Annotated in this window: 21 protein-coding genes; 10 read left to right on the top strand and 11 right to left on the bottom strand. The window is 73.0% G+C overall.

Going from position 1 to position 22,397, the window contains the following annotated elements; translation table 11 throughout:
- Window positions 1-133: 133 nt before the first annotated feature.
- Window positions 134-994 (top strand): RNA polymerase sigma-70 factor, encoded by an 861-nt coding sequence (locus ACW62_RS23465; RefSeq protein WP_053206524.1) that lies wholly within the window; start codon window positions 134-136, stop codon window positions 992-994.
- Window positions 995-1,475: 481 nt separating this feature from the next.
- Here ACW62_RS23465 and ACW62_RS23460 read toward each other — a convergent pair whose 3' ends face one another.
- Together ACW62_RS23460 and ACW62_RS23455 are read right to left on the bottom strand one after the other, a co-directional pair.
- Complete coding sequence (locus ACW62_RS23460) at window positions 1,476-2,405, bottom strand: phosphatase PAP2 family protein (RefSeq protein ID WP_053206523.1); 930 nt, start codon at window positions 2,403-2,405, stop codon at window positions 1,476-1,478.
- 13 nt (window positions 2,406-2,418) lie between these two features.
- A complete protein-coding gene (locus tag ACW62_RS23455; protein WP_053206522.1) occupies window positions 2,419-3,564 on the bottom strand; it encodes an epoxide hydrolase family protein in 1,146 nt (381 codons plus the stop codon).
- 63 nt (window positions 3,565-3,627) lie between these two features.
- Between ACW62_RS23455 and ACW62_RS23450 the strand changes: the two genes are divergently transcribed.
- The 4 genes from ACW62_RS23450 to dgoD all read left to right on the top strand — a co-directional run bounded on the left by ACW62_RS23450 (window position 3,628) and on the right by dgoD (window position 7,528).
- Window positions 3,628-4,605, top strand: coding sequence for a helix-turn-helix transcriptional regulator (locus ACW62_RS23450; protein ID WP_053206521.1), 978 nt, complete (start codon window positions 3,628-3,630; stop codon window positions 4,603-4,605).
- Between the two features lie 130 nt (window positions 4,606-4,735).
- A complete protein-coding gene (locus ACW62_RS23445; protein ID WP_240477396.1) occupies window positions 4,736-5,530 on the top strand; it encodes an SDR family NAD(P)-dependent oxidoreductase in 795 nt (264 codons plus the stop codon).
- A 151-nt stretch (window positions 5,531-5,681) separates the two neighbouring features.
- Entirely contained in the window at window positions 5,682-6,386 is a 705-nt protein-coding gene (locus tag ACW62_RS23440; RefSeq protein ID WP_053206520.1) for a FadR/GntR family transcriptional regulator, read from the top strand.
- Complete coding sequence (gene dgoD / locus ACW62_RS23435) at window positions 6,383-7,528, top strand: galactonate dehydratase (protein WP_053206519.1); 1,146 nt, start codon at window positions 6,383-6,385, stop codon at window positions 7,526-7,528. The genes ACW62_RS23440 and dgoD overlap by 4 nt, the downstream gene beginning before the upstream one ends.
- 9 nt (window positions 7,529-7,537) lie before the next feature.
- Here dgoD and ACW62_RS36270 read toward each other — a convergent pair whose 3' ends face one another.
- A complete protein-coding gene (locus ACW62_RS36270; protein ID WP_276202965.1) occupies window positions 7,538-7,669 on the bottom strand; it encodes a hypothetical protein in 132 nt (43 codons plus the stop codon).
- A gap of 192 nt (window positions 7,670-7,861) precedes the next feature.
- On the opposite strand from ACW62_RS36270, the gene ACW62_RS23430 reads away from it, so the two are divergent.
- The 3 genes from ACW62_RS23430 (at window position 7,862) to ACW62_RS23420 (ending at window position 10,605) form a co-directional block, all read left to right on the top strand.
- Entirely contained in the window at window positions 7,862-9,049 is a 1,188-nt protein-coding gene (locus ACW62_RS23430; RefSeq protein WP_053206518.1) for a winged helix DNA-binding domain-containing protein, read from the top strand.
- Window positions 9,050-9,192: 143 nt separating this feature from the next.
- Window positions 9,193-10,314: an erythromycin esterase family protein gene (locus ACW62_RS23425; RefSeq protein ID WP_240477400.1), complete on the top strand. Its 1,122-nt coding sequence runs from the start codon at window positions 9,193-9,195 to the stop codon at window positions 10,312-10,314.
- Window positions 10,315-10,323: 9 nt separating this feature from the next.
- Window positions 10,324-10,605, top strand: a complete 282-nt coding sequence (locus tag ACW62_RS23420; RefSeq protein WP_053206516.1) for a DUF2277 domain-containing protein — start codon at window positions 10,324-10,326, stop codon at window positions 10,603-10,605.
- Here ACW62_RS23420 and ACW62_RS23415 read toward each other — a convergent pair.
- From ACW62_RS23415 to ACW62_RS23390, 6 genes are all read right to left on the bottom strand, one after another.
- Window positions 10,602-11,024 (bottom strand): OsmC family protein, encoded by a 423-nt coding sequence (locus tag ACW62_RS23415; protein WP_053206515.1) that lies wholly within the window; start codon window positions 11,022-11,024, stop codon window positions 10,602-10,604. The genes ACW62_RS23420 and ACW62_RS23415 overlap by 4 nt on opposite strands.
- A 30-nt stretch (window positions 11,025-11,054) precedes the next feature.
- The gene (locus ACW62_RS23410) at window positions 11,055-12,050 is read right to left on the bottom strand and encodes a helix-turn-helix transcriptional regulator (protein WP_157574933.1); all 996 of its coding nucleotides are present in this window, start codon (window positions 12,048-12,050) and stop codon (window positions 11,055-11,057) included.
- Between the two features lie 3 nt (window positions 12,051-12,053).
- Window positions 12,054-12,968, bottom strand: coding sequence for a helix-turn-helix transcriptional regulator (locus ACW62_RS23405; protein ID WP_169792112.1), 915 nt, complete (start codon window positions 12,966-12,968; stop codon window positions 12,054-12,056).
- A 197-nt stretch (window positions 12,969-13,165) separates the two neighbouring features.
- Window positions 13,166-14,980, bottom strand: coding sequence for a helicase domain-containing protein (locus tag ACW62_RS23400; RefSeq protein ID WP_053206512.1), 1,815 nt, complete (start codon window positions 14,978-14,980; stop codon window positions 13,166-13,168).
- Window positions 14,981-15,135: 155 nt separating this feature from the next.
- The gene (locus ACW62_RS34300; RefSeq protein WP_157574932.1) at window positions 15,136-15,900 is read right to left on the bottom strand and encodes an 8-oxoguanine DNA glycosylase OGG fold protein; all 765 of its coding nucleotides are present in this window, start codon (window positions 15,898-15,900) and stop codon (window positions 15,136-15,138) included.
- A gap of 63 nt (window positions 15,901-15,963) precedes the next feature.
- On the bottom strand, window positions 15,964-16,716 hold the full coding sequence (locus tag ACW62_RS23390) for an 8-oxoguanine DNA glycosylase OGG fold protein (RefSeq protein WP_053206510.1): 753 nt from the start codon (window positions 16,714-16,716) through the stop codon (window positions 15,964-15,966).
- Between the two features lie 266 nt (window positions 16,717-16,982).
- Between ACW62_RS23390 and ACW62_RS23385 the strand changes: the two genes are divergently transcribed.
- Window positions 16,983-18,293 (top strand): AAA family ATPase, encoded by a 1,311-nt coding sequence (locus tag ACW62_RS23385; protein ID WP_053206509.1) that lies wholly within the window; start codon window positions 16,983-16,985, stop codon window positions 18,291-18,293.
- A gap of 206 nt (window positions 18,294-18,499) precedes the next feature.
- Window positions 18,500-19,690 (top strand): MFS transporter, encoded by a 1,191-nt coding sequence (locus tag ACW62_RS23380; protein WP_053206508.1) that lies wholly within the window; start codon window positions 18,500-18,502, stop codon window positions 19,688-19,690.
- A 7-nt stretch (window positions 19,691-19,697) separates the two neighbouring features.
- Here ACW62_RS23380 and ACW62_RS23375 read toward each other — a convergent pair whose 3' ends face one another.
- Both ACW62_RS23375 and ACW62_RS23370 read right to left on the bottom strand, forming a co-directional pair.
- A complete protein-coding gene (locus ACW62_RS23375; protein WP_053206507.1) occupies window positions 19,698-20,945 on the bottom strand; it encodes a Zn-dependent hydrolase in 1,248 nt (415 codons plus the stop codon).
- The gene (locus tag ACW62_RS23370) at window positions 20,942-22,396 is read right to left on the bottom strand and encodes a sodium:solute symporter family transporter (RefSeq protein ID WP_053206506.1); all 1,455 of its coding nucleotides are present in this window, start codon (window positions 22,394-22,396) and stop codon (window positions 20,942-20,944) included. The genes ACW62_RS23375 and ACW62_RS23370 overlap by 4 nt, the downstream gene beginning before the upstream one ends.
- Window position 22,397 lies beyond the last annotated feature (1 nt).

Here is a 22,397-nt window from a genome sequence, read left to right as displayed (position 1 = left end):
ACTCTGCCACAGCGCCGTGTCACATCCGCGTCCCGGTGCGTGTCTGATGGGCATGGCACGCACGCACCGGCCTCTACACTGCGTTGGAGGCGACGACCACGCCGGAGGTGACCGACGAGATGGCGCCGGCGCCATGACCGACGACCCGTTCCAGCGGCACCGCGGGCTGCTGTTCACCGTCGCGTACGAACTGCTCGGCAGCGTCGCCGACGCCGAGGACGTCGTGCAGGACACCTGGCTGCGGTGGTCCGCCGACGACCGCTCCGACGTCCTCGAGCCGAAGGCGTACCTCGTCCGCATCGCGACCCGGCTGGCGCTGAACCGGCTGCGCGCGCTGCGCACCCGGCGCGAGACCTACGTCGGGCCGTGGCTGCCGGAGCCGCTGGTGACCGGCCCCGACGCGGCCGGCGGCATCGAGCTGGCCGAGGACGTGTCGATGGCGATGCTCGTCGTCCTGGAGACGCTGACGCCGGTCGAGCGGGCGGTGTTCGTGCTGCGCGAGGTGTTCGGTTTCGCGCACACGGAGATCGCGTCGGCGCTGGACCGTAGCGAGGCGTCGGTGCGGCAGGTCGCGCACCGGGCCCGCGAGCACGTCCAGGCGCGACGGCCGCGGTTCGACACCGACCCGGAGCAGCGCCGCGCGGTCACCGAGCGGTTCCTGCGCGCCGCCTCGGAGGGGAACCTGGCCGAGCTGATGGAGGTGCTGGCGCCCGACGTCGTCATGGTGAACGACACCGACGGGAAGGCGCGGGCCGGTCGTCGTCCGATCATCGGCCGGGAGAAGGTGGCCCGGCTGCTCACGGGCGTGGTGGTCCGCAGCGAGCTAGCCGGCTACCGGTTCGAGTACGCCGAGCTGAACGGCGAGCCGGGCGTCATCGGCTGGCTGGACGGCCGGCTGGACGTCGCCGGTCTCATCGAGACGAGGGACGGCCAGGTGGCGCGGCTGCTGGCGTTCCGGAACCCGGATCGGCTGACCGGCCTGCGGCGTCGGTGAAGAGCGCGCCTCGTCCCGGCCGGCCGGCATGGCGGATATTGACACAACCCGCTGCCGGGCGGCCGGATGCCGAGACGTTTCGGTGAGATTTGCGACTATTTTCGAGAAGGCGACGGCTCAGAGCCGGGTGACCTTCGGGTTCGGCAGGGCGATGCGGCGTACCGCGGTGCCGAAATCAACGTGAACTTCGTGGTCGCCGGGGACACTGACGACGCGGCCGAGACCGTGGCGGTCGTGAGTGAGCAGGTCATCGACGGAGAACTTCTGGACGGGGGGAGGAGCGATGGGGCGGAACGGACTCGAAGGAAAAACAGGCCTCGCGGCCGGTGTACGAGAGGTCATTACGTCAGTCTGCCGCTCTGGAGGTCGGTTGTGTAGCCCTCTTTGGAAGACTATGTCAACTCTTGACCATCAGTTCGGCGGGCAGCGTTGAACACCTGTTCCCCCTCGTCCGGCACGCTGCCACGACAGTACCGAAACCCTAGGAGACGCCTGCCGAGACGGATCGCGCCGACGACGTCCGGGCAGCCTGCGCGGGACGGCTGGCGGCCTGATGCGCGACCAGGATCGCGGCGTACGCGAGCGCCGTCACGGCCACCACGCCGAGCGCGGCGCCGACGTACGCCGTCGCCAGGTCGGACCGCTCGGTGACGGCGCCCGCGGTGTTCAGCACGTCGCGGGTGCGCTGCAGCGCCGAGACGGCCATGACGCCGGTGACGCCGGCCACGACGGCGAACAGGCCGGTGACGACGGCCGTCGGAGTATTGCCGGGCGGCGGCGACGGCATCCGCTCGGGGCTGCTGACCGCGGTGAGCACCGTCGTCAGGCCGGCCCACGCCAGCACGACGGTGATGGCGGCGATGACGTCGGACGGCCGGTGCCAGCCGCCGACCATGGTCGAGATGCCGGTGACGGCGGCGTACCCGGCACCGAGGACCGCGACCGCCGGCCGAGCACGTCGCGGCACCACCAGCACCAGCGCGGCCGCCACGCTGGCGGCGACCGTCGTGTGCCCGCTGGGCAGCGAGTTGCCCAGCGGGCCGGTGTCGTCGGCCAGCCGCGGCCGGTCCAGCACCACGTGCTTGAGCACCTGGGTGGTGAGGTTGGCGCCGCCGACCAGCACGATGACCTGCAACGCCAGCAGCCAGCGCTGCCGCATGAGCGCGATCAGTGCGACGGTGCCGAGCACCACCACGACGAACGGCACCGACACGATGTCCAGCACCCGCTCGGCGCCGGACCACAGCGTGGACCGGCCGATGCCGGAGCCGCGGAACGCGACCTGGTCGAGGCGCTGCCCGACGGCGGTGTCGACGAACCACCGCCAGCTCGCCCAGGTGCCGAGGGCGCCGGCCACGAACATCAGCAGGCCGAGGACGACACCTCCGGGCCGGGGCGAGTAGGGGCGCATGTTCCGAGGGTAGTCAGAGTCGCCGAGAATCCCGGACCTTGGCGAAGAACGCCGCGATGTCGGCGACGTGTCCCGCCGGCTGCTCCATCGCGATGAAGTGGTGGCGGCCCGGATTGTCCTCGGGCCAGTGCACGATCGTGTTGTCCCGCTCGGCCAGCCGCCGCATCAGCGCCGAGCCGCCGCCGTAGACGCCCGACGGCACCGCCTTCTGGCCCGTCGGCCACGCGAATCCGGCGCTGCCCAGCCCTTCGTACATGGGCCACGACGACGTCGCCGCGGTCTTCGTGAACCAGTAGACGCTGACGTTGTCGAGGAACGCGTCGCGGTCGATGACGTCGAGCAGCGGCTGGTCGGACATGGAGAACTCCTGGAACTTGTGCGCGTGCCAGGCCAGCAGCGCCACCGGGGAGTCGTGCCAGCCGTGGCCGAACGTCTGCGGCGCGGCCCGCAGCAGCGCGTGGTGGTCGACGCCGCCGGACATCCACTGCTGCATGAGGTCCCACTCGGCCCGCTCGTCCGCCGTCATGCCGGGCACGTCGTCCTCCGTCGGGAAGCCGAAACCGCCGTCGATGTGCACGCCGACGACGCGGTCCGGGTGCCGCCGGGCCAGCTCCGGTGCGACGTACGCGCCGAGGTCGCCGCCCTGCGTCCCGTAGCGGTCGTAGCCGAGCCGCTCCATGAGCGCCGCGAACCTGCCCGCCACGTCCGGGACGCCGAACCCGGTCGTGCGCGGACCGGCCGAGAACCCGAACCCGGGGACGGACGGGACGACGACGTGGAACGCCTGCGCCGGGTCGCCTCCGTGCGCCCGCGGGTCGGTGAGCAGCGGGATCGTCCGGGCGAACTCGACGAACGAGTTCGGCCAGCCGTGCGCGAGGATCAGCGGCAGCGCGTCCGGCTCCGGCGAGCGGACGTGCAGGTAGTGCACCACCAGCCCGTCGATCTCCTCGATGAACTGCGGGAACGCGTTGAGCCGGGCCTCGCGCTCGCGCCAGTCGTAGCCGGTGCGCCAGTACTCGGCGACCTCGCGCAGCCAGTCGGTGGGCACGCCGCGCTCCCACCCGTCGCCGGGCAGCTGCGGCGTCCAGCGGGTGCGGGCCAGCCGCTCGTGCAGGTCGTCGAGGTCGGACTGCGGGATGTCGATGGTGAACGGTGTCATGCCGCTGACGCTAGGAGGGATCTAGGTCTGTTTGTGTCCTAGTTCTGCGGCATCCTGGTTTCCATGAGCGATACCCCTGGGCGGCTGCTCACGCTGCTGTCGCTGTTGCAGACCCCGCGCGAGTGGCCCGGCAGCGAGCTGGCGCAGCGCCTGGGCGTCACCCCGCGCACCGTCCGCCGCGACGTCGACCGGCTGCGCGACCTCGGCTATCCGGTCGAGGCGACCCTGGGCTCGGCCGGCGGCTACCGGCTGGTGGCGGGCGCCGCGCTGCCGCCGTTGCTGCTCGACGACGACGAGGCGGTGGCGATCGCGGTGGGGCTGCGCGCGGCCGCCGGATCCGCCGTCGCCGGCATCGAGGAGGCGTCGGTGCGGGCGCTGGGGAAGCTGGAGCAGGTGCTGCCGTCGCGGTTGCGGCACCGGGTGCGGACGATCGGGGCGGCGACGCTGCCGGTGGGGGCGGACGGCCCGGTGGTCGACCCGGAGGTGCTGACGGCGCTGGCCGCGGCCGCCGCCAACCGCGAGCGGGCGCGGTTCCGCTACACCTCTGGGGACGAGACGGGCTCGAGCCGGCTGGTGGAGCCGCTCGCCCTGGTGCCGTCGGGTCGTCGCTGGTACCTCGTCGCCTGGGACGTCGACCGTGCGGACTGGCGGACGTTCCGGGTCGACCGGATCGCCCGCGTCCAGCCGACCGGGGTCCGGGTGCGCGAGCAGCGGACGCTGCCGGCGGACGACGCGGCGGGGTATGTGGCGGGGCGGCGGACCGATTGGGGCACGCCCGAGCTGCGGGTCGTGGTGTCGTTCGACGCGCCGGTGCGCGAGGTCGCCGGCCGCCTCGGTGATCAGCCCGGTCAGGTGGTGGCGGACGGCGACGCACACTGCCGGCTGGACGCCCGCCGCGACGACTCGATGGAGTGGCTGGCCTCCCGGCTGGTGGCGCTGGGCTGCGCGTTCACCGTCCACGCGCCGACGGAGCTGGCGTCCGCGGTGCGGGCCCTGGGTGAACGCGCCGCGGCCGCCGCCGCCCCCGCTCCCCGGCGTTGATCTTGGAGAAAGCGCGGAATCAATCCGGCATTTCGCCCGGCAATGCTGCCGATACTCCAAGATCAACGCGCTGCGAGGCTCGATGCAGGTAAATAGTCATACAAGATGACTGAATGGTAGGTTGCGGTGCGTGATTGCGAGCGAGACCGTCCTCGCGCCCCGCTACCGCGGCCGGGTGGCGCTGGTCACCGGCGCCGGGTCCGGCATCGGCGCGGCGACCGCGCAGCGGCTGGCCGCCGAGGGTGCGCACGTCCTGCTGGCCGACGTCGACGAGGCATCCCTGGGGCCCGCGGCCGAGGCGGCCACCGACGCCGCGCGGGCGACGGGGTTCGGCGGCGGCGCGGAGACGGCAGCGCTCGACGTCGCGGCCGAGGAGGGGTGGGCGCGCGTCGCGCGGCAGCTGGAGGACGGTCCCGGCCGGCTGGACCTGCTGCACTCGAACGCCGCCATCGCGGTCGTCGAGCCGGCCGACCGCCTGTCCGTCGCCGACTGGCACCGTCAGCTCGACGTCAACCTCACGGCGGCGTTCCTGGCGGTGCGCGCGCTGGCCGGGCTGCTGCGCCGCGCGCGAGGGTCGATCGTCCTCACGTCGTCGGTGCACGCCCTGCGCGGGCTGCCCGGCCGTCCCGCCTACGCGGCGACCAAGGGCGCGCTGCTCTCGCTCGGCCGGCAACTGGCCGCCGACTACGGCCCGGAGGTTCGGGTCAACACCGTCGTCCCCGGCCCGATCATGTCGCCCGCCTGGGACGACGTCAGCGAGCCGGACCGTGAACGGAGCATCCGCGCCACCACGCTGGCCCGGTTCGGCCGGCCGGACGAGGTGGCCGCCGCGGTGGCGTTCCTCGGCTCCGGCGACGCGTCCTACGTCAGCGGTGCCAGCCTGGTCGTCGACGGCGGCTGGAGCGTGACGGCGGACTCGGCATGAGCGCCGCCTTCGCGCCGGTGCTGCCCAGTTCGGCGCGGGTTCGGCCGGGTTCGGTCCCCGCCCGGCTGGGAGGGAGTCCCACCCTACGGGCGGGCGCCGACAACGTCCGCGACGACGATCGCCGCACGGCCGTGGATCGGGGGCCGTCGGCGTGAGCGTGTTCCGCGGCATCCACGGCGCGGTCGTCGCGCACCTCGGCGAGCTGATCGTCCGCGGCGATGTCGCGCCGGGGGCCGCGCTCGACCCGGTCAAGCTCGAGAACGAACTGGGCGTGAGCCGCACGGTCGTCCGCGAGGCGCTGCGCGTCCTGGCCGCCAAGGGCATGGTCGACGCGCGGCCGAAGCGCGGCACCATCGTCCGCCCGCGCGAGGAGTGGGCGCTGCTCGACGCCGACGTGCTGCGGTGGCAGGCGCAGAACCGCGCCGACGACGCGTTCCTGTCCGACCTCGCCGAGGTGCGCGACATCGTCGAGCCGGCCGGCGCCCGGCTGGCGGCGGCCCGGCGGACGGACGCCGACCTCGCCGCGTTGCGCGACGCGGTCGAGCGGATGGCCGATCCGGACGCCACGGTCGACGCCGTCGTCGCGGCCGACCTCGCGTTCCACCGGGCGCTGCTGACCGCCGCGCACAACGCGCTGCTGCGCCAGCTGGAGGAGGTCATCGCGACCGGCCTGCGCGCCCGTGACCTGCTGGTGCACGGCGACAGCCGGCGCGACGACAGCGTGCCCGCGCACCGCGCCGTCCTCGACGCCGTCACGCGTGGGGACGCCGACGCCGCCGAGCGCGCCGTCCGCGACCTGCTGGCGCGAGCCGACCGCGACGTCCGGGCGATCACGTCCGGGAAGGAGCCCGAGTGAAGATCACCGCCATCGAGACGTTCCAGGTCCCGCCGCGCTGGCTGTTCTGCCGCGTCGCCACCGACGAAGGGGTCGTCGGCTGGGGCGAGCCGGTCGTCGAGGGGCGCGCCGACACCGTCCGCGCCGCCGTCCACGAGTTGGCCGACTACCTCGTCGGGCAGGACCCGCTGCGGATCGAGGACCACTGGCAGGTGCTCTCCAAGGGCGGCTTCTACCGCGGCGGGCCGGTGCTCTCCAGCGCCGTCGCCGGGCTGGACCAGGCGCTGTGGGACATCGCCGGCCAGGTGTACGGCGCGCCGGTGCACGCGCTGCTCGGCGGGCCGGTGCGCGACCGCGTCCGCATGTACACCTGGGTCGGCGGCGACGAGCCGGCCGAGGTCGCCGACGCGATCGCGGCGAAGGTGGCCGAGGGGTTCACCGCGGTGAAGATGAACGGCAGCGCGGCGCTCGGCCCGATCGCCACCGCCGCCGAGACCGACGACGTGCTGCGCCGGCTGGCCGCGGCCCGCGAGGTGCTCGGCCCGGACCGCGACGTCGCCGTCGACTTCCACGGCCGGGTCTCGCCGGCCAACGCGCGCCGGCTGCTGCCGCTGATGGCGCCGCTGCATCCGCTGTTCGTCGAGGAGCCGGTGCTGCCGGAGCTGGGCGCGCAGCTGGCGTCGGTGGTCGCGGCGAGTTCGGTGCCGATCGCGACCGGCGAGCGGCTGTTCGGCCGGTCCGAGTTCGTCGCGCCGCTGGCCGCCGGCGTCAGCGTCGTGCAGCCGGACATCTCGCATGCCGGCGGCATCTCCGAGGTCCGCCGCATCGCCGCGCAGGCCGAGGTGACCGGCGCGACCCTGGCGCCGCATTGCCCGCTCGGCCCGATCGCGCTGGCCGCGAGCCTGCAGGTGGCGTTCGCGACGCCGAACTTCCTGATCCAGGAGCAGAGCCTCGGCATCCACTACAACGTCGGCAACGACCTGCTCGACTACCTCGTCGACCCGGCCGTCTTCCGCTTCGTCGACGGGTTCGTCGAGCGGCCGACGGCGCCCGGGCTCGGCATCGCCATCGACGAGGCCGCCGTCCGCCGCGCCGACGAGGTCGGGCACCGCTGGCGCGGCCCGGTCTGGCGGCACGCCGACGGGAGCTTCGCGGAGTGGTGAGGCCGACGTCTACTCGACGTGGGCGGACAGGCCGCCGAACTCCTGCAGGTCGTCGCCCGGCGATCCGCTGAGGACGAGGATCGCGGCGACCGCGGCGGCCGCGACCGCGAGGCCGATGAGGATGACGACCGCCAGTTCCATGCGGTAGCGGCGTTCTTCCGTTGCCTTGTGTTGACTCACGGTGCCCCCGGAGAAGTCCACGGATCGAGAAGAATTGTCCCGAAACAAACCTTAAGGGTGTTGTCAACCGAATCGCGTAGATCGTTCCCTTTCCGTGGTCCAGTGAATCCTGGACATCCCGACCTTGTCGGACCGCCGTGCCAGGATCGGACCGTGCTCACCATCAGCCCCGGCCAACGCCGCCTCCGGTTGCTGCGCCGGCACCACCTCGCCCGCGAGACGCCGGCCGGGTCGGTCGCCGGGGCCGCCGCCGGCATGGTGGTCCTGCACGCCACCGATCCCGCCACGGTGTACGTGTCGGCGCTGGTCAGAGCGCCCGAGGTCACGCTCGACGACGTGTCGGCGGCGCTCTACGACGACCGCTCGGTAGTGAAACTGATCGCCATGCGGCGCACCATGTTCGTCACGCCCACCGCGTTCGCCCCGGTCCTACACAGCGCCGCCGGGCTGGCCATCGCCCAGCGGCTGCGCCGTCAGCTGGTCCAGCACCTCAGCACGCTGCCCACCGAGCCACCCATCGACGGCGACGTCGCCGCCTGGCTGGCCGACGTCGAGACCGCCACCGAGAAGGCGGTCGACGAACGCGGCGAGGCGCTGGCCACCGAGCTGGCGAAGGCCGAGCCGCGGCTGCGCACCGCCATCCTCCCCACCACCGACAAGAAGTGGGACGTCAAGCAGAACATCACCAGCCGCGTGCTCACCCTCATGGGCGCCGACGGCCGGGTCGTGCGCGGACGACCGGCGGGCACGTGGCTGTCGCGCCAGCACCGGTGGGCGTCGGTGCGCGGCCTCTGGCCCGACGGCGTGCCCGACGTGCCCGAGGCCGACGCGCGGGCAGAGCTGGCCCGGCGCTGGCTGCGGGCGTTCGGCCCGGCCACGGTCGCCGACGTGCAGTGGTGGACGGGGTGGACGCTCGGGGTCACGCGCACGGTGCTGGCCGGACTCGACACCGCCGACGTCGACCTCGACGGCGAACCGGGCCTCGTCCTGGCCGACGACACCGAACCCGAGGCCGACGCCGCGCCGGTCGCCACGCTGCTGCCGGCGCTCGACCCCACGCCCATGGGCTGGCAGCGACGCGACTGGTTCCTCGGCCCGCACCGCGACGCGCTGTTCGACCGCAACGGCAACATCGGGCCGACGGTGTGGTGGGGCGGACGGGTGGTGGGCGGGTGGGGTATGAGCAACGGCGCCATCCGGTGGCGGCTGCTCGAAGACACCGGCGTCGAGGCCACGGCGGCCGTCGAACAGGCGGCCGCCGAGTTGGAGCCGCGGCTCGGCGGCGCGTCGATCATCCCGAGCTTCCGCACGCCGCTGGAGCGCGAGCTGGCCGACGGCTGACGCACGGGGGCTGTCCCCACTACGGGTCCACGTGCCTGCCGGATCGCCGCACCCGGCCAAGCAGTGGGATCGTCGAGGGACCAGCCCACTTGGGAGACACGCCCTAGACGAAGGGACCGGCCACCATGCGGTCGTTGCCACGCGTGCTCGCCTTCTCCGCTGCCTCCGCACTCGTCGCCGGCGCCTGCGTGGTGACCGTCGTGGCGACCGCCTTGGCGGCGGCCGGCGACTCCGTCGTGCGCGGCCTCGACCGGCGCGCGCGCCCGCTCACCGACGCACCCGGCGACGGCGACCTGGCCCCGTTCGGCCGCATGATCGGGAGCGCCGACGTCGTGGGCGTCGACGAGGTGGCGCTCGCCACGACCACGCGGCGGCTGCTGCGCTACCTCGCCGAGCACGAGGGCTTCCGCGCGTTCGCCCACGAGATCAGCTGGAGCACCGGCGTGCTGCTCGACGACTACGTCGTGCACGGCGCCGGCGACCCGCGGGCGATCCTGAGCCGCGAGCCGCGGGACGTGGACCGCTTCGGCGACGCCGGGGGACTCCTCGCGCTGATCGAATGGATCCGCGACCACAACGAGACCCACGACGAGAAGATCCGGTTCGTCGGCGCCGGCCCCGGCCATGCCGGGCCGGTCGTGTTCGACCGCGTCGTCGCCTACGCGGCCGGCGTCCACCCGGACCTCGCGGCGCGGCTGACGCAGCTGTACGCCGGGCTGCGGCCCGCCCCGGACACCGGCGCGTACCCGACGGCGCCGCTGGCCGAGCGGGAGCACCGCCGCGACCGCGCGATCACGGCATACGAGCTGGTCGCGGCGCTGCCGGACGACGGCGACGAGCACGTCTGGGCGGTGCAACACGCGCGCAGCATCGTCCAGCACACGACGGCGTTCGCGTTCGACCTGGCGACGCCCGAAGGGCTCGCCGCCCAGAGCGGGTACCGCGACGAGGTGCTGGCCGCGAACGTGGTCTGGTGGCAGCGGCAGACCGGCCACCGCATCGTGCTCTCGGTGCGGAACAGCGACGTCGGCGACGCGGTCCTGCGCGACACTCTCGGCGACGGCTACGTCAGCACCGGTTTCACGGGCGCCGACGACGACGTCCTGGGCCGCGTGCGGTTCGACGAGTACCTGGTCGACCTGCGCCGGGTCACCGGCCCGGCCCGGCGCTGGCTGGCCGAGCAGGGCGCGCTGGGCCGCGGCCACGACCTGCTGATCCACCTGGACGAGCTGCACCAGTCGCGACGGCGACCGTCATCCGCTTAGGCTCGAATCATGTGCCGCAACATCAGACCCCTCAACAACCTGGCCCCGCCTGCCACCAACGACGAGGTGTACGACGCCGCGCTGCAGTACGTGCGCAAGCTGGCCGGCACCCGCAGCCCGTCGCAGGCCAACCGCGAGGCGTTCGACCACGCCGTCGAGGAGATCGCACACTCCACGCGACATCTCCTCGACGCGCTGATCACCAACGCCCCGGCGCGCGACCGCGAGATCGAGGCCGCCAAGGCGCGGGCCCGCTACGAGGCCCGCATCGCGGCGGGCGCGCCGCGCTAGTCCAGCCGCATCGCGATCGGGGTGCCGAGCTCGACGGTCCGGCTGACAGTGCACAGGCGGTCGTGCGACTTCTTGACGGCGTCGGGCAGCACCTCGCGCGCGGCGTCGCCGTCGGCGCCGTCGGGGAACCGGAGCCTGATCGACACCTCGATGTCCTCGAGGCGGTTGCCCTGGTCGTCGCGGATCTTGTTCGCCGTGGTCGTCAGCTCGAACGTCTCGGGCTCGGCGCGGCGTGACGTGATGAAGTCGATGTCGATGGCCGAGCATCCGGCGATTGCGGTCAGCAGCAGCTCGACCGGGGTGAAGTCGCCGTCGTCGCCCTGCCCGAACGGCAGCTCGCCGCCGCGGGCGTTGGTGGCGACGTAGCGGCGCTCGCCGACTCGTCGGAGGGACACCGTGCGTCGTGCGTTCTCAGCCATGCCCCCAGCCTGACATGCGGTGTCCGGCGGTCAGTGGGTGGCGTGGTGGTGCTCCAGCAGGTCGCGCGCGAGCCGGCGCCCGGCGTCGGCCAGCGCGGGCGGGTCGGTGACGAACGCCAGTGGCCCGGCGCTCAGCAGCAGGATGCCCAGCCGCCGTTCCACCGGCGGCAGCAGCCGGACCCGTACCTTCACCGACTCCTCGTCCTCGGCGAGCAGCTCGGAGCTCTCGGCGAACCGGTCCACCGCCCAGCGCGCGGCCTGCGGCACCACCAGCTCGATCTGCTGTTCGCACCGGTGCGCGGCCAGCCGGTCCTCGACCTCCGGCGGCCGCTCGAACGTCTCGTCCAGCAGCGTCGCGTCCCGGATGCCGTTGAGCAGGAAGCTGCCGACCACCCGCCCGTCGGCCGACATGCCCGCGTCGACCTCCCAGCCGCGGCGGGTGCGCAGCAAGCGGTACGGCGCGATGCGGTGCTCCATGCTGTCGTCGTGCCACACCGGCGTGTACTCGACCCGCACCCAGCGCCGCCGCTGGATCGCGTCGACGAGGAGCGCGGCCAGCTCGGCCTTCCAGTGGTCGTCGACCGGGCGGATGCCACGCAGCATGGTGTCGCCGAGCGTCCGCAGCGCGCCGTCGAGCACGTTGTTGTCCGGCTCCAGCGATAGCAGCGCCTGCCCGGCGCGGTAGATGTGCGCGAGGTCGGCCGGCGCCGTGTGCAGCACGCCGATCTCGGCGGCCGGATGGTCGGTCGACGCCCGCACGACCTCGGCGATCGCCGGGTCGACGTCGTCGGTCTCGCCGTCGGCGCCGATGAACTCGATGCGCACCTGGCGCAGCGGGCCGGTGTCGAAGGCCGCGCTGTCGGCGCAGTAGAACGCGACGATCTCGTCGCGCAGCGTCTGCTCGTCGACGTCCAGCTCGGCCGCGAGCCGGCGCAGCGGTACGCCGTCGGGGTGCATGGTGAGGATGCGAAGCGCGTGCGTCACCCGCTCGAAGCGGCGGACGAACACGGGCGGAGGAACGCTCATGGCTCAGTCCAGAAGTGATTCCAGCTCCAGCAGGAGCTCGCTGCGGATGGTCGCGGGCGCCAGCACACGGACCCGCGGCCCGAGCTCGTAGACCCGGTTGCGGAACGCCGCTCGGTGCGTCACCCGGATCGTCAGCCGGACCACGTCGTCGTCGATCTCGTGGTACGACGGCGTGCCCAGCAGCGTCTCGACCTGGTGGCGGTGCGCGGGCGTCGTCTCGACCGTGACGTTGACCGGCTCGTCGACCGCCCACAGCAGCGGATCGACCTCGTCGCGGAACGGCTCGTGCCGTGGATCGGCCGTGCGCGGGAGATCGACCCGCACGTCGGACATGCGGTCCGTGACGAACTGCTTGTCCTTCTCGCTGCCGTCCTCGTGGCCGACCAGATGCCAGCCCGACGTGCCCGGATAGACGAAGTGCGGGTGCACCAGCCGTTGCCGCCGCCGGTAGAGGAACCGCAGCCGGCAGTGCCGCTCCAGCGCGTACAGCACCTTGTTCAGCGCGTCGTCGTTGCGCTCGGCCAGTGGCGCGGTGCGTAACTCCGGAATCGGCGGCGTGTGGGTGCCCTCGATACCGGCCCGTTCCGCGAATGCGGCATTGCCGGCGATCAGTGCCGCCCTCGCCAACTCGGTCTGCTGTTCCGGCGTCAGGGTGAGTCGCAGCCGATTGTCACCGGCGAACGCCCGATAGACCGCGGTCCGTCCGGGCGGCGCGGTGTTGCGAATGTCCCAGCCGACGCCGTTGAGATCCTCGATCAGCCGCTTCAACTGCCGTACATGATGGTCTTCTCCCCCACCGAAGGCCGCGATCTTCAACAATCGCGGCGTCGGGATGCCCTTCGGCTCGGCCGCGACCAGCGCGACCAGCACCCGCGTCACCCTTTCCAACGGACCCAGTTGGTCCCGTCCACCAGCCATGGCGCCCCTCCATAGCAACATCGGACGATCATGCTATGCCCGTGTCATGAGAAAGGCCAGACTAGTTCGTCAATTCTCATTTGGGGAGAATTACGAGGCTGTAGATTGCGGCTAACACCCCTAGACCGCTTGGAATACGTTAGGCACAAGGTGGTGATAGTTTCACTAGGTGAACTATCTGGCCGATGGGGCCCGGCTCAGTCGTCGCGTTCGAGGGAGTCGCGGACGAGCCGGCGGATCAGCACCTCGACCAGCATGCGGTCGTCGTCGCGGAGGAGCTTGAAGAGGTCGTAGAGGTCCTCGGTGCGGGCGGGGCGCGGACGGTGCTCGACTTCGGGCTCGCGCGACGGCGCCGGGCGCTCCAGATGTTCCATGCCAGCCGGCAGCGGCGCGGCGTGGAAGACCGCCAGCGACTGCGTGCACCGCGTCATCGCGACGTAGAGCAGCCGCCGGCCCAGCTCCGTCCCGTCGCCGATCTCGGCCGGCTCGACCAGTGCGATCGCGTCGAACTCGAGCCCGTTGACGAGGTCGGCCGGGAGCACTGTGACCGGCTGGGCGAGGTCGCCGTCGCGGCCGTCGCCGGCCTTGATGCCGGCCGCCTGGCAGTAGCGCAGCGTCTCGTCGTAGCGGGCCGGGGCGACCACGACGCCGACCTTGAACCCCGTCCCGGCCGCGGCCTCACCGGCGGACAGCGCGACCGCGGCCTCGTCGCCGGGCTCGACCCGGCGGACCAGCGGCACCCCGAGGCCGTCGCGCAGCGACTCCGCGACGTCGAGCGTGCCGCCGTCGGGCAGCTGCCGGCGCGACAGCTCGACGACGGGACGGGGCACGCGGTAGCCGATGCCCAGCGTGCCCTGGCCGAAGGAGGACGCGAAGTAGCTGGTCAGCTCGGTCCAGTCGTCGTGCTTCCCGGGGCCGGTCGAGCACTCGAGGTCGCCGGCCAGCGTGACGTCGCGACAGCGGCGGGCGATGGCGCGGGCCTGCATGGGCGACAGGTTCTGCGCCTCGTCGACGACGGCGTGCCCGTAGCGCGGCGCCGCGCGGCCGAGCAGGTGGGACAGCTCGTCGAGCAGCACGAGGTCGTCGACGGTCCACGGCTCGTCGTCGATCGACGCGGCCGGCTCGCGATACAGCACGTCGCGCTGGCCGACCTTGAGGAGGTCGTCGGCCAGCCGCTCCAGCAGCGAGGGGTCGGCGTACAGGCCGCGGAGCAGCTCTTCGGGCGCCGCCGGCGCGTCGGCCGCCTCGACCAGCCGGCGAAGCAGCATCGCCATGACGGCCGAGCCCTTGACCCGCGCGGCATCGGGCCGGGTGTCGCGGCCGTTGCGACGGGCCGGCCCGTCGTACAGCGAGGCGAGGTCGGTGGTGACGGCGTCGGCGCCGAGCCGCGGCAGGACCTCGGCGACGTAACTGCGCAGCGGCGGCGTCGGCGCGACGACCAGCAGGCCGCCCGCCCGTACGGCGTCGTCGTGGGCGGCCAGCCAGGCGGCGCGGTGCAGTGCGGTGATCGTCTTGCCGGTGCCGGGCCCGCCCTGGATGACGAGGATGCCCCGGCCCGGCCGGCGGATGATGTCGTACTGCTCGGGCCGCAGCGTGGCGGTGGCCTCGGCGAGGGTGCCGGTGCGGAACTGCTCGAGCGCCGCGACGACGACCTTCCCGACGACGGGACGGGGGTCGTGTGCGCTGCTGACGTCGCCGGCGGCGCCGCCGGCAATCTCGTCGTGCACGGCGATGACCTGGCGGTCGCTGACCGTGACGACCCGCTTGAGCGTGACGCCGGCCGGATCGGTGCCGCAGGCCTGGTAGAACGCGCCGGCCTCGGGTGAGTGCCAGGCGACGACGACGGGGTCGCCGGACTCGTCGCGGACATCGTCGAAACCCACATAGCGCGAGCCGCCGGCGTCGTCGACCCGGCCGAACAGCGGCGGCAGGTCAGGCGCGTCGTCGCCCAGAAGGGCGTACGAGCGGTCGAGCTGCTGCTGCTCGTCGTCGAGAGCAGGGTGTGTCGTCACGTCTGTCCTTCCACCACCTCGGTGTGCCGGGTTCGATGTCGACAGCTGGCGACCTACCCCGCGGAACCTCCCGCGCCGTTGCGGTATTTGACCATGATTGCGCAGATCCCCGCGTGGGTCAGGCGAACGACCGGAAAGATGCCTTCCAGTTACTTTCAGGGCGTCGGCTTCGCCCCGCCGTCGTGCTGCCCGAGCACGAACACGACGCGCTCCGCGTCCGCGTCGCGCCCCTCCAGCCGGAGCTCGACGGCCCACCGGTGCACGGCGTCGACATAGGCACGGTAGCGGGCCGCGCGGCTGCGCGAGCTGGCCAGCCGGGCAGTGCCGCCGATCTGTAACGTCCGGTTGAGCGACGCGTACACCCGCTCGTCCAGTACCAGCGGCTGCCAGGCCCGTCCCGCGACGTCGCCCGCGGCGGCCCACCACCGGCTGGCCGGCGACTGGCCGACGCCGCGCAGCGACCACGCCCGGTGGTTGGCCTCCAGCGCGCCGTCGTGCAGCGTCTCGGCGGAGCGCAGGCGGCGCACCGAGCCGGCGAGGATCCGGTGCGCGCGGTCCGGGTCGTGCAGCGCCCGCGCCGTCGCCCGCAACGTCGCGTTCCCCGCGCCCGCCGACGCCCAGGCCATCGTCAGGACGAACGCCTGCAGCACCTCGCGCTGGTTGCCGAGGTCCATCGAGTGGCAGGCCACCCGGACGGCGTCGAGCGTCACCGTGCGGTCCTTCGCCTTCGATCCCGCCAGCGGTGTGGTGTGCGCGCGGCTGCGCAGCAACGCCGTCACCTCCAGTTCCGGCGGCACGCGATAGAGCACTGCCGTCCAATTCGGCGGCCGGAACCGCACCGGCGTCGGCTGGACGTGGCGGTACTTGTCGACGAGCGCCGGCAGTGCGGCGGGCAGGCTCGTGCCGCTGATCGTGCGCATCATGGCCACCCCCGTGGTCTGATTGCGACATTACGCCCAAAGGGGGGCCGATGCTCGGGGGTTTCATCCGGCCGGTGGCGCACCTCCGTTGTGGTGGAACAACACGAACTCGATGCGCCGGGCGTCGACGTCGAGGCCGGCGAGCTGGAGGTCGACCGCCCACCGGTGGACGGTCTCGACGTAGGCGCGGTAGCGGTCGGCCCGGCGCCGTGAACCCGCCAGCCGCGTGGTGCCGCCGATGCGCAGGGTGTCGTTGAGCGTGGCGTAGACGTGGTCGTCGAGGACGAGCGGCTGCCACTCGCGGCCCGGCCGATGCCCGGCCAGCGCCCACCACTTGCTCGCGTAGGACTGCCCGACGCCGGGGAGCGACCACCAGCGGTGCACCTCTTCCAACGCGCCGTCGCGCATGGACCCGGCGTGGCGCAGCGCCTTCGCGGCGTCGCCGAGCACCCGGAGCGCCCGGGCGGGGTCGACGACGGCCTTCGCGGTGTTGGCCTGGTAGCGGCCGCCCGTCAGCCCGGACGCCCAGGCCATGACCAGCACGAACGTCTGCACGACCTCCTTGGTGTCGTCGACGTTCATGGCGGCGCAGGCCGCGCGCACGTCGTCGCGGCCGACCGTGCGATCGTGCGTCTTCGACCCCGGCACGGCCTTGGTGAAGCGGCGGCCGGTCAGCAGCGCGGTGGCCTCGAGCGACTCGGGCACCCGGATGAGCGCGTTCTGCCAGGTGCTCGGCCGCAGGCGCACGGGCTGTTCGCGCACGTCGGCGTACCGGTCCAGCAGATCGCGCAGCACCGGCGGCGGCGACGTGCTCATGGGGGTCACGCTACGGGGCGGGACTGACAGGATCGGCTGCCGTGACGGTCATCCGCGCGGCCCGTCCTGCTCGATGACGCCGGGCAGTTGGTGCTGGTCGCGTCCTCCTGGCGTGTACGCCCTTCGCCGACGACGGCTCGCCGCCCAGGCCGGATAAACCGATGGAGTTCGGACGCCGGCCGCCCGTATCGTCGACGCATGGGACCGGGAATGACCAGCGCCGTCACGGGAGGTGTCGCGTTCCGACGCCGGAGGAGGTGACGCCGATGGACGCTGAGGAGTCGTCCGCGCTCATCGACGACGCGTTGCGGCGGATGCCGCCCGGCGTCCGGGACACGCTGTCGTGGCTGGCGCACGTGCTCGACGCGACCGTGCCGTTGCGGACGGCTGAGGACCACGACGAGTTCGCCCGGCGGCAGTTGGGTGGCGGCGCGACGGGGGTCATCGCGGTGCGAGAGCGGCTCGGGCCGTTCACGGCGCCGCTGGTGGCCCGGGTGCTGGCCGAGGACATGCGCGCGCATCCGCCGTCCGACCTCGCCGGGCTGGAGAGCGACGAGAGCCCGCGCTGGGACCGCCTCCAGCTCGACGACACGGTCGAGACGGTGCCGACGTCGCTGGTGGCGGCGTTCGCGCCGGGCACGCTGAGCGCCGCGCCGCTGGTCGTCGCGATCGACGCGCGCTGGGCCGACAAGGAGCTGATCGTGCACGCCCGCGCGGCCGACGTCGAGGCGGCGGAGCGGTACCTGCAGGACGTCGTCTCCAGGGCGCGCGGGCCGCGCAACTACTTCAAGGGCCGTTGCGTGCACATCCGCGCTGTCCGCAGCAGCTTCGAGGTCGTGCCGGTGCCGGTGCCCGGCGAGTCGCGCGACGGCGTCATCGTCCCGGCCGCCGTCTGGGCCGACCTCGACCTCAACGTCGCCGGGTTGTTCCGCCGCCGCGACCTGATGCGGCGGCTCGGCCTGGGCACCAACCGCGGGCTGCTGCTGCACGGCCCGCCGGGCACCGGCAAGTCGGCGCTGTGCCGGGTGCTCGCCGCCGAACTGGCCGGCGACGTGACGGTGGTGTTCTGCGACGCGCGGAGCATCGCCGACACCATCGAGGCGGTGTACGAGGAGCTGACGCGGCTCTCGCCGGCGCTGGTCGTCCTGGAGGACCTCGACCTCGTCATCGGGCGCCGGCGGCACGGCAACGACCTCGGGCTGCACGGCTTCCTCGCCGCGCTGGACGGCGTCATGAGCCGGCACCAGGACGTCGTCACGGTCGCGACGACGAACGATCCGCGCGTGCTCGACGACGCCGCGGTACGGGCCGCCCGGTTCGACCGGACGGTCGAGCTGCCGCTGCCCGACGGGGCACAGCGGCGGGCGATCCTGCGGCGGTACCTGGGACCGCTCGCGGCGGCGGTCGAGGTCGAGGCGATCGTCGACGGCACTGACGGTGCGTCCGGCGCCGACCTGCGTGAACTGGTGCGCCGCTCGGTCCTGGCCGACGGCGACGCGGTGACGACGTCCACCCTGCAGCGTTTCGCCGGCGACGGCACCTGGGCCCCGGCGACGGGCGCCGGCCTGTACGTCTGATCGAGGCGGCTACGGTATCCACTGGCGTGGCATGAAGCCCGCCGCGGCGAGAAGGGGCGGTTGGACTCCGGCCGACCTGCCCGCACCCCCAAGACCGAGCAGGTCGACCAGAGCGAATGGACCGTACGACAACGCCCGGACAGAACGAGGGGGATGCCGGAGCCGATCCGCCGGACACCCTGGGAGGCCGTAGTGCAGGACCGGCGTTGACAGCCCGCCCGCAGGCCGGCATCTGGTCGATCGGTCCGTCGGTGTACCTTCCGTCGCTCCTGTTCGGCATCGGCCAGGGCGCGATCGCTCCGGTCATCCCGCTGTCGGCGCGGGACCTGGGCGGCTCGGTGGCGACGGCCGGACTGATGGTGGCGCTGCTGGGCGTGGGCAGGATCGTCGGCGACCTGCCGGCGGGGATGCTCGCGGTCCGGCTGGGGGAGCGGCGCGCGATGCTGCTCGCACTGGCCATCGCCCTGGCCGGGCTCACCGGCTGCCTGCTGGCGCCGTCCGTGCTCGTCCTGGCGGCGGCGGTGGTGCTGATCGGCATCTCGTCGTCGGTGTTCGGGCTGGCCAGGCACGCGTACGTCACCGAGGTGATCCCGTTCGAGCTGCGCGGCCGGGCGTTGTCGACGCTCGGGGGGATGCAGCGCACCGGGTTGTTCGTAGGCCCGTTCCTCGGCGCGGCGGCGATGAACTGGCTGGGCCTCGGCGGTGCGTACTGGGTGCACGTCGTGGTCTCGGTCGCGGCGGCGATCGTGCTGGTGGTGGTGCCCGAACCGGCACCGGCCGGCGGCGCGAGCGGCCGGGCGGCGCTACCGCGACAGCCGGACGGCACGGCCCGGATCATCCGCCGGCATGTGCCCGTGCTGCGGACGCTGGGCGTCGGGGCGTTGCTGGTGGAGGCGGCGCGGGCGTCGCGTCTGGTGGCGATCCCGCTGTGGGGCGAGCACATCGGCCTGGACCCGGCGACGGTGAGCCTGCTGTTCGGCGTCTCGGGCGCGGTGGAGATGCTGATCTTCTACCCGGCCGGCTACGCGATGGACCGCTTCGGCCGCCGCCGGATCGTCGTCCCGTCGATGCTGCTGCTCGGCCTCTCGCTGGTGTTGCTGCCGCTGACCAGTGGGGCCGGGACGTACACGGCGGTGGCGCTGCTGATGGGGTTCGGCAACGGGCTGGGCAGCGGCATCATCATGACGATCGGTTCGGACCTCTCGCCGGACGCCAGCCGCGCGACGTTCCTGGGGGCGTGGCGGTTGTTCGCCGACGTCGGGAACGGGGTCGGCCCGGTGCTCGTGAGCGTCGTGACGGCAACGGCCACGCTGGGCGCCGCCATCGCGACCGCGGGGGCCGTCGCCTTCGTCGCGGCGGCACTGATGGCCCGCTGGGTGCCCCGGCACACCGTCTGACCTCGGGTCACTCGGTCGCGAGTGCGGCGACGGTCCGCAACAGGACGTTCGCCCCTCGCTCGACGTCCTCCCAGCTGCTGTGCTCGGCCGGTGAGTGGCTGCGCCCGCCGGTGCTCGGGATGAAGATCATCCCGGTGGGCGCGAGCCGGCTCAGGTTCTGCGAGTCGTGGCCGGCCCCGGAAGGCAGCCGCATCGTCGTGTGCCCCAGGGCCGAGCCCACCGACTCGATCAGGTCCTGGAGGCGCGGGTCGAGCGGTGCGGGGTCGGTGATGCTGTCGCGGGTGTACCTGACCTCCAGGTCATGGGTGGCGGCAGCGCGCCGGGCCGCGCCGACCAGTGCCTGCTCCAGGGCCTCGATCGACGAACGCCGCACGTCCCGGAAGTCGAGCTGCAGCCGTGCGACGGACGGGACGACGTTGGCGCCGCCGGGCTCGACGGCGATGATCCCGCAGGTCGCGACGGCGGTGTCGCTGATCGACGCGGTCACGGCCGGCAGCCCGGCCAGGAACTCGCCGGCTCCTCGCAAGGGGTCGCGACGCAGCGTCATCGGAGTGGTGCCGGCGTGGTCGGCCCGGCCCTCGAACTCCAGCGAGCCACCGCCCATCCCGACGATCGACGTCACGACGCCGATGTCCACTCCCGCCGACTCGAGGACGGCGCCCTGTTCGATGTGCAGCTCGACGAAGGCGTGCACGGACCCGGCCGGCACCGCCGTCCTGGTGGCCGCGTCGACGTCCAGGCCGGCGGCCCCGAGCGCGTCGGCCAGCCGGTCTCCGTCGCGGCCGCGGAGCCGCTCCAGCTCGTCGGGCGCATAGGACCGCACGAGCGCGGTGGAGCCGAGGAGATGGTGGTAGCAGCCCTCCTCGTCGGCGAACACCACCATCTCGACCGGCCGGCGCAGCGGGAGCCGCGACTCCGCCAGCCGGCGGGCGACCTCGAGCGCCGCCATGCTGCCCAGTGCGCCGTCGAAGCGGCCGCCGTCGGGGACGCTGTCGATGTGCGAGCCGGTCCACACCGGCGCCGACTCCGGCGCGTCCGGCGCCGGCACGGTCACGAACACGTTGCCGATGCCGTCGGTCCGCAGCCGCAGGCCGGACGCCTCGCACTGGTCGCGCAGCCACGCCCGCGCCGCGGTGTCGGCGGGGGAGAAGCTGGTCCGGGTCACGCCCCCGGATGCCTCGGCGCCGAAGCCGGCCAGGGTCTCCAGCGTCTGGCGCAGGCGCGCGCCGTCGACGCTCAACTCGTCCGCGCTCATGCCCGCCCCCGGGTCTCGGCCGCCGGTTCCGGCACGTCGTCGCTGAAGTACGGGTCGGTGGCGCTGGCCGGAGGGGGCGCCGTGAGCAGACTGACGACCACCATCAGCACCAGCGAGGCGGCGAAGCCGGGTACGACCGGGTCGACGGAGCCGATGTCGCCCCACTGCCGCCAGCCCACCGTGCCGACCAGCCCGCCGAGCATCGCCGCGATGGCGCCCTCGCGGGTGGCGCGCCGCCACAGCACACCGGCGACCACCGGAACCAGGAACACCGCGCCCATGAGCGCGCTGAACAGGGCCACGATGAACTGCACCAGCTCGCCGGTGCCGAAGCCGGTGAGCACCATGATCATCGGCACGATGCCCACGACCACGGTGCCGATGCGCCCGATGAGCACACGTCGCTGCGGCGACCCGCCCGGCCGGATGACGCCGTAGATGTCGTGCGACAGCGCCGTGCCCGCGACCAACAGCACGGACGAGATGGTGGACATCATGGCCGACGCCACCGCGACCAGCAGCATGGTGCCCAGGAAGACCGGGAGCGCGTGCACGGCGAGCACCGGCATCGCCTGGTCGGCGGTGCTGAGCGCCGGGAAGAGGGTCCGGCTGCCCAGCGCGAGCACGAACACCAGCGTGTGGGCGAGCCCGACCAGGACGATGACGAAGCCGATGCCCTTGCGGATGGTGGCCATGTCCTTCATCGCGTAGAAGCGGACCAGCTGTTCCGGCCGGGCCACCGCGCCGAGGAAGAACGCCAACGACAGCGTCAGCAGCAGCGACGGCGCCATCCCGTCCCAGGTGAACGTGACCGGATTGGCGCTGTCGACGAGGGCGAGCATGGAGTTCAGCCCGCCCGTCTGGCCGAGCACCATCGGTATCGCCGCAGCCGCGCCGACGATCATGATCATCATCTGGAGGAAGTCGGTGTAGACGACGGCGAACATGCCGCCGATGGCGGTGTACGCCAGCACGACCACCGTGAATCCGATCATCCCGGACTCCACGGAGACGCCGAACAGCGCGTTGGCGATCAGCCCTCCGGCGATGACCTGCGCGGAGATGTACACGACGAAGGCGACCAGGATGATCAGCGCCGCGACGACGCGGGCACCCCGGCTGTAGTAGCGGGCCTCGATGAAGTCGGGCAGCGAGATCTTGCGCTGCCGGGTGAAGCGGGGCGCGATGACCGCGACCATGATCCAGTAGGCGAGCGGGAAGACGAACACCACCCAGGCGAACGACCAGCCGACCGCGTACATGATGCCGATGGTGCCGATGAACAGTCCGGAGCTCATCTGGGTGGCGGCGATGCTCGCGCCGCCGACGGCCCAGCCCAGCCCGCCGCCGGCGATGTAGAAGTCCTCGTCGTTCTTCGTCATGCGCAGCCCGAAGTAGCCGAGGGCGAGGGTCAGGACGAGATAGCCGAGGAGTACGACCCATTCGGTCATG

The organism is Jiangella muralis, from assembly GCF_001270745.1.
Classification (GTDB): domain Bacteria; phylum Actinomycetota; class Actinomycetes; order Jiangellales; family Jiangellaceae; genus Jiangella; species Jiangella muralis.
This window is presented reverse-complemented; position numbering and strand designations above follow the sequence as displayed.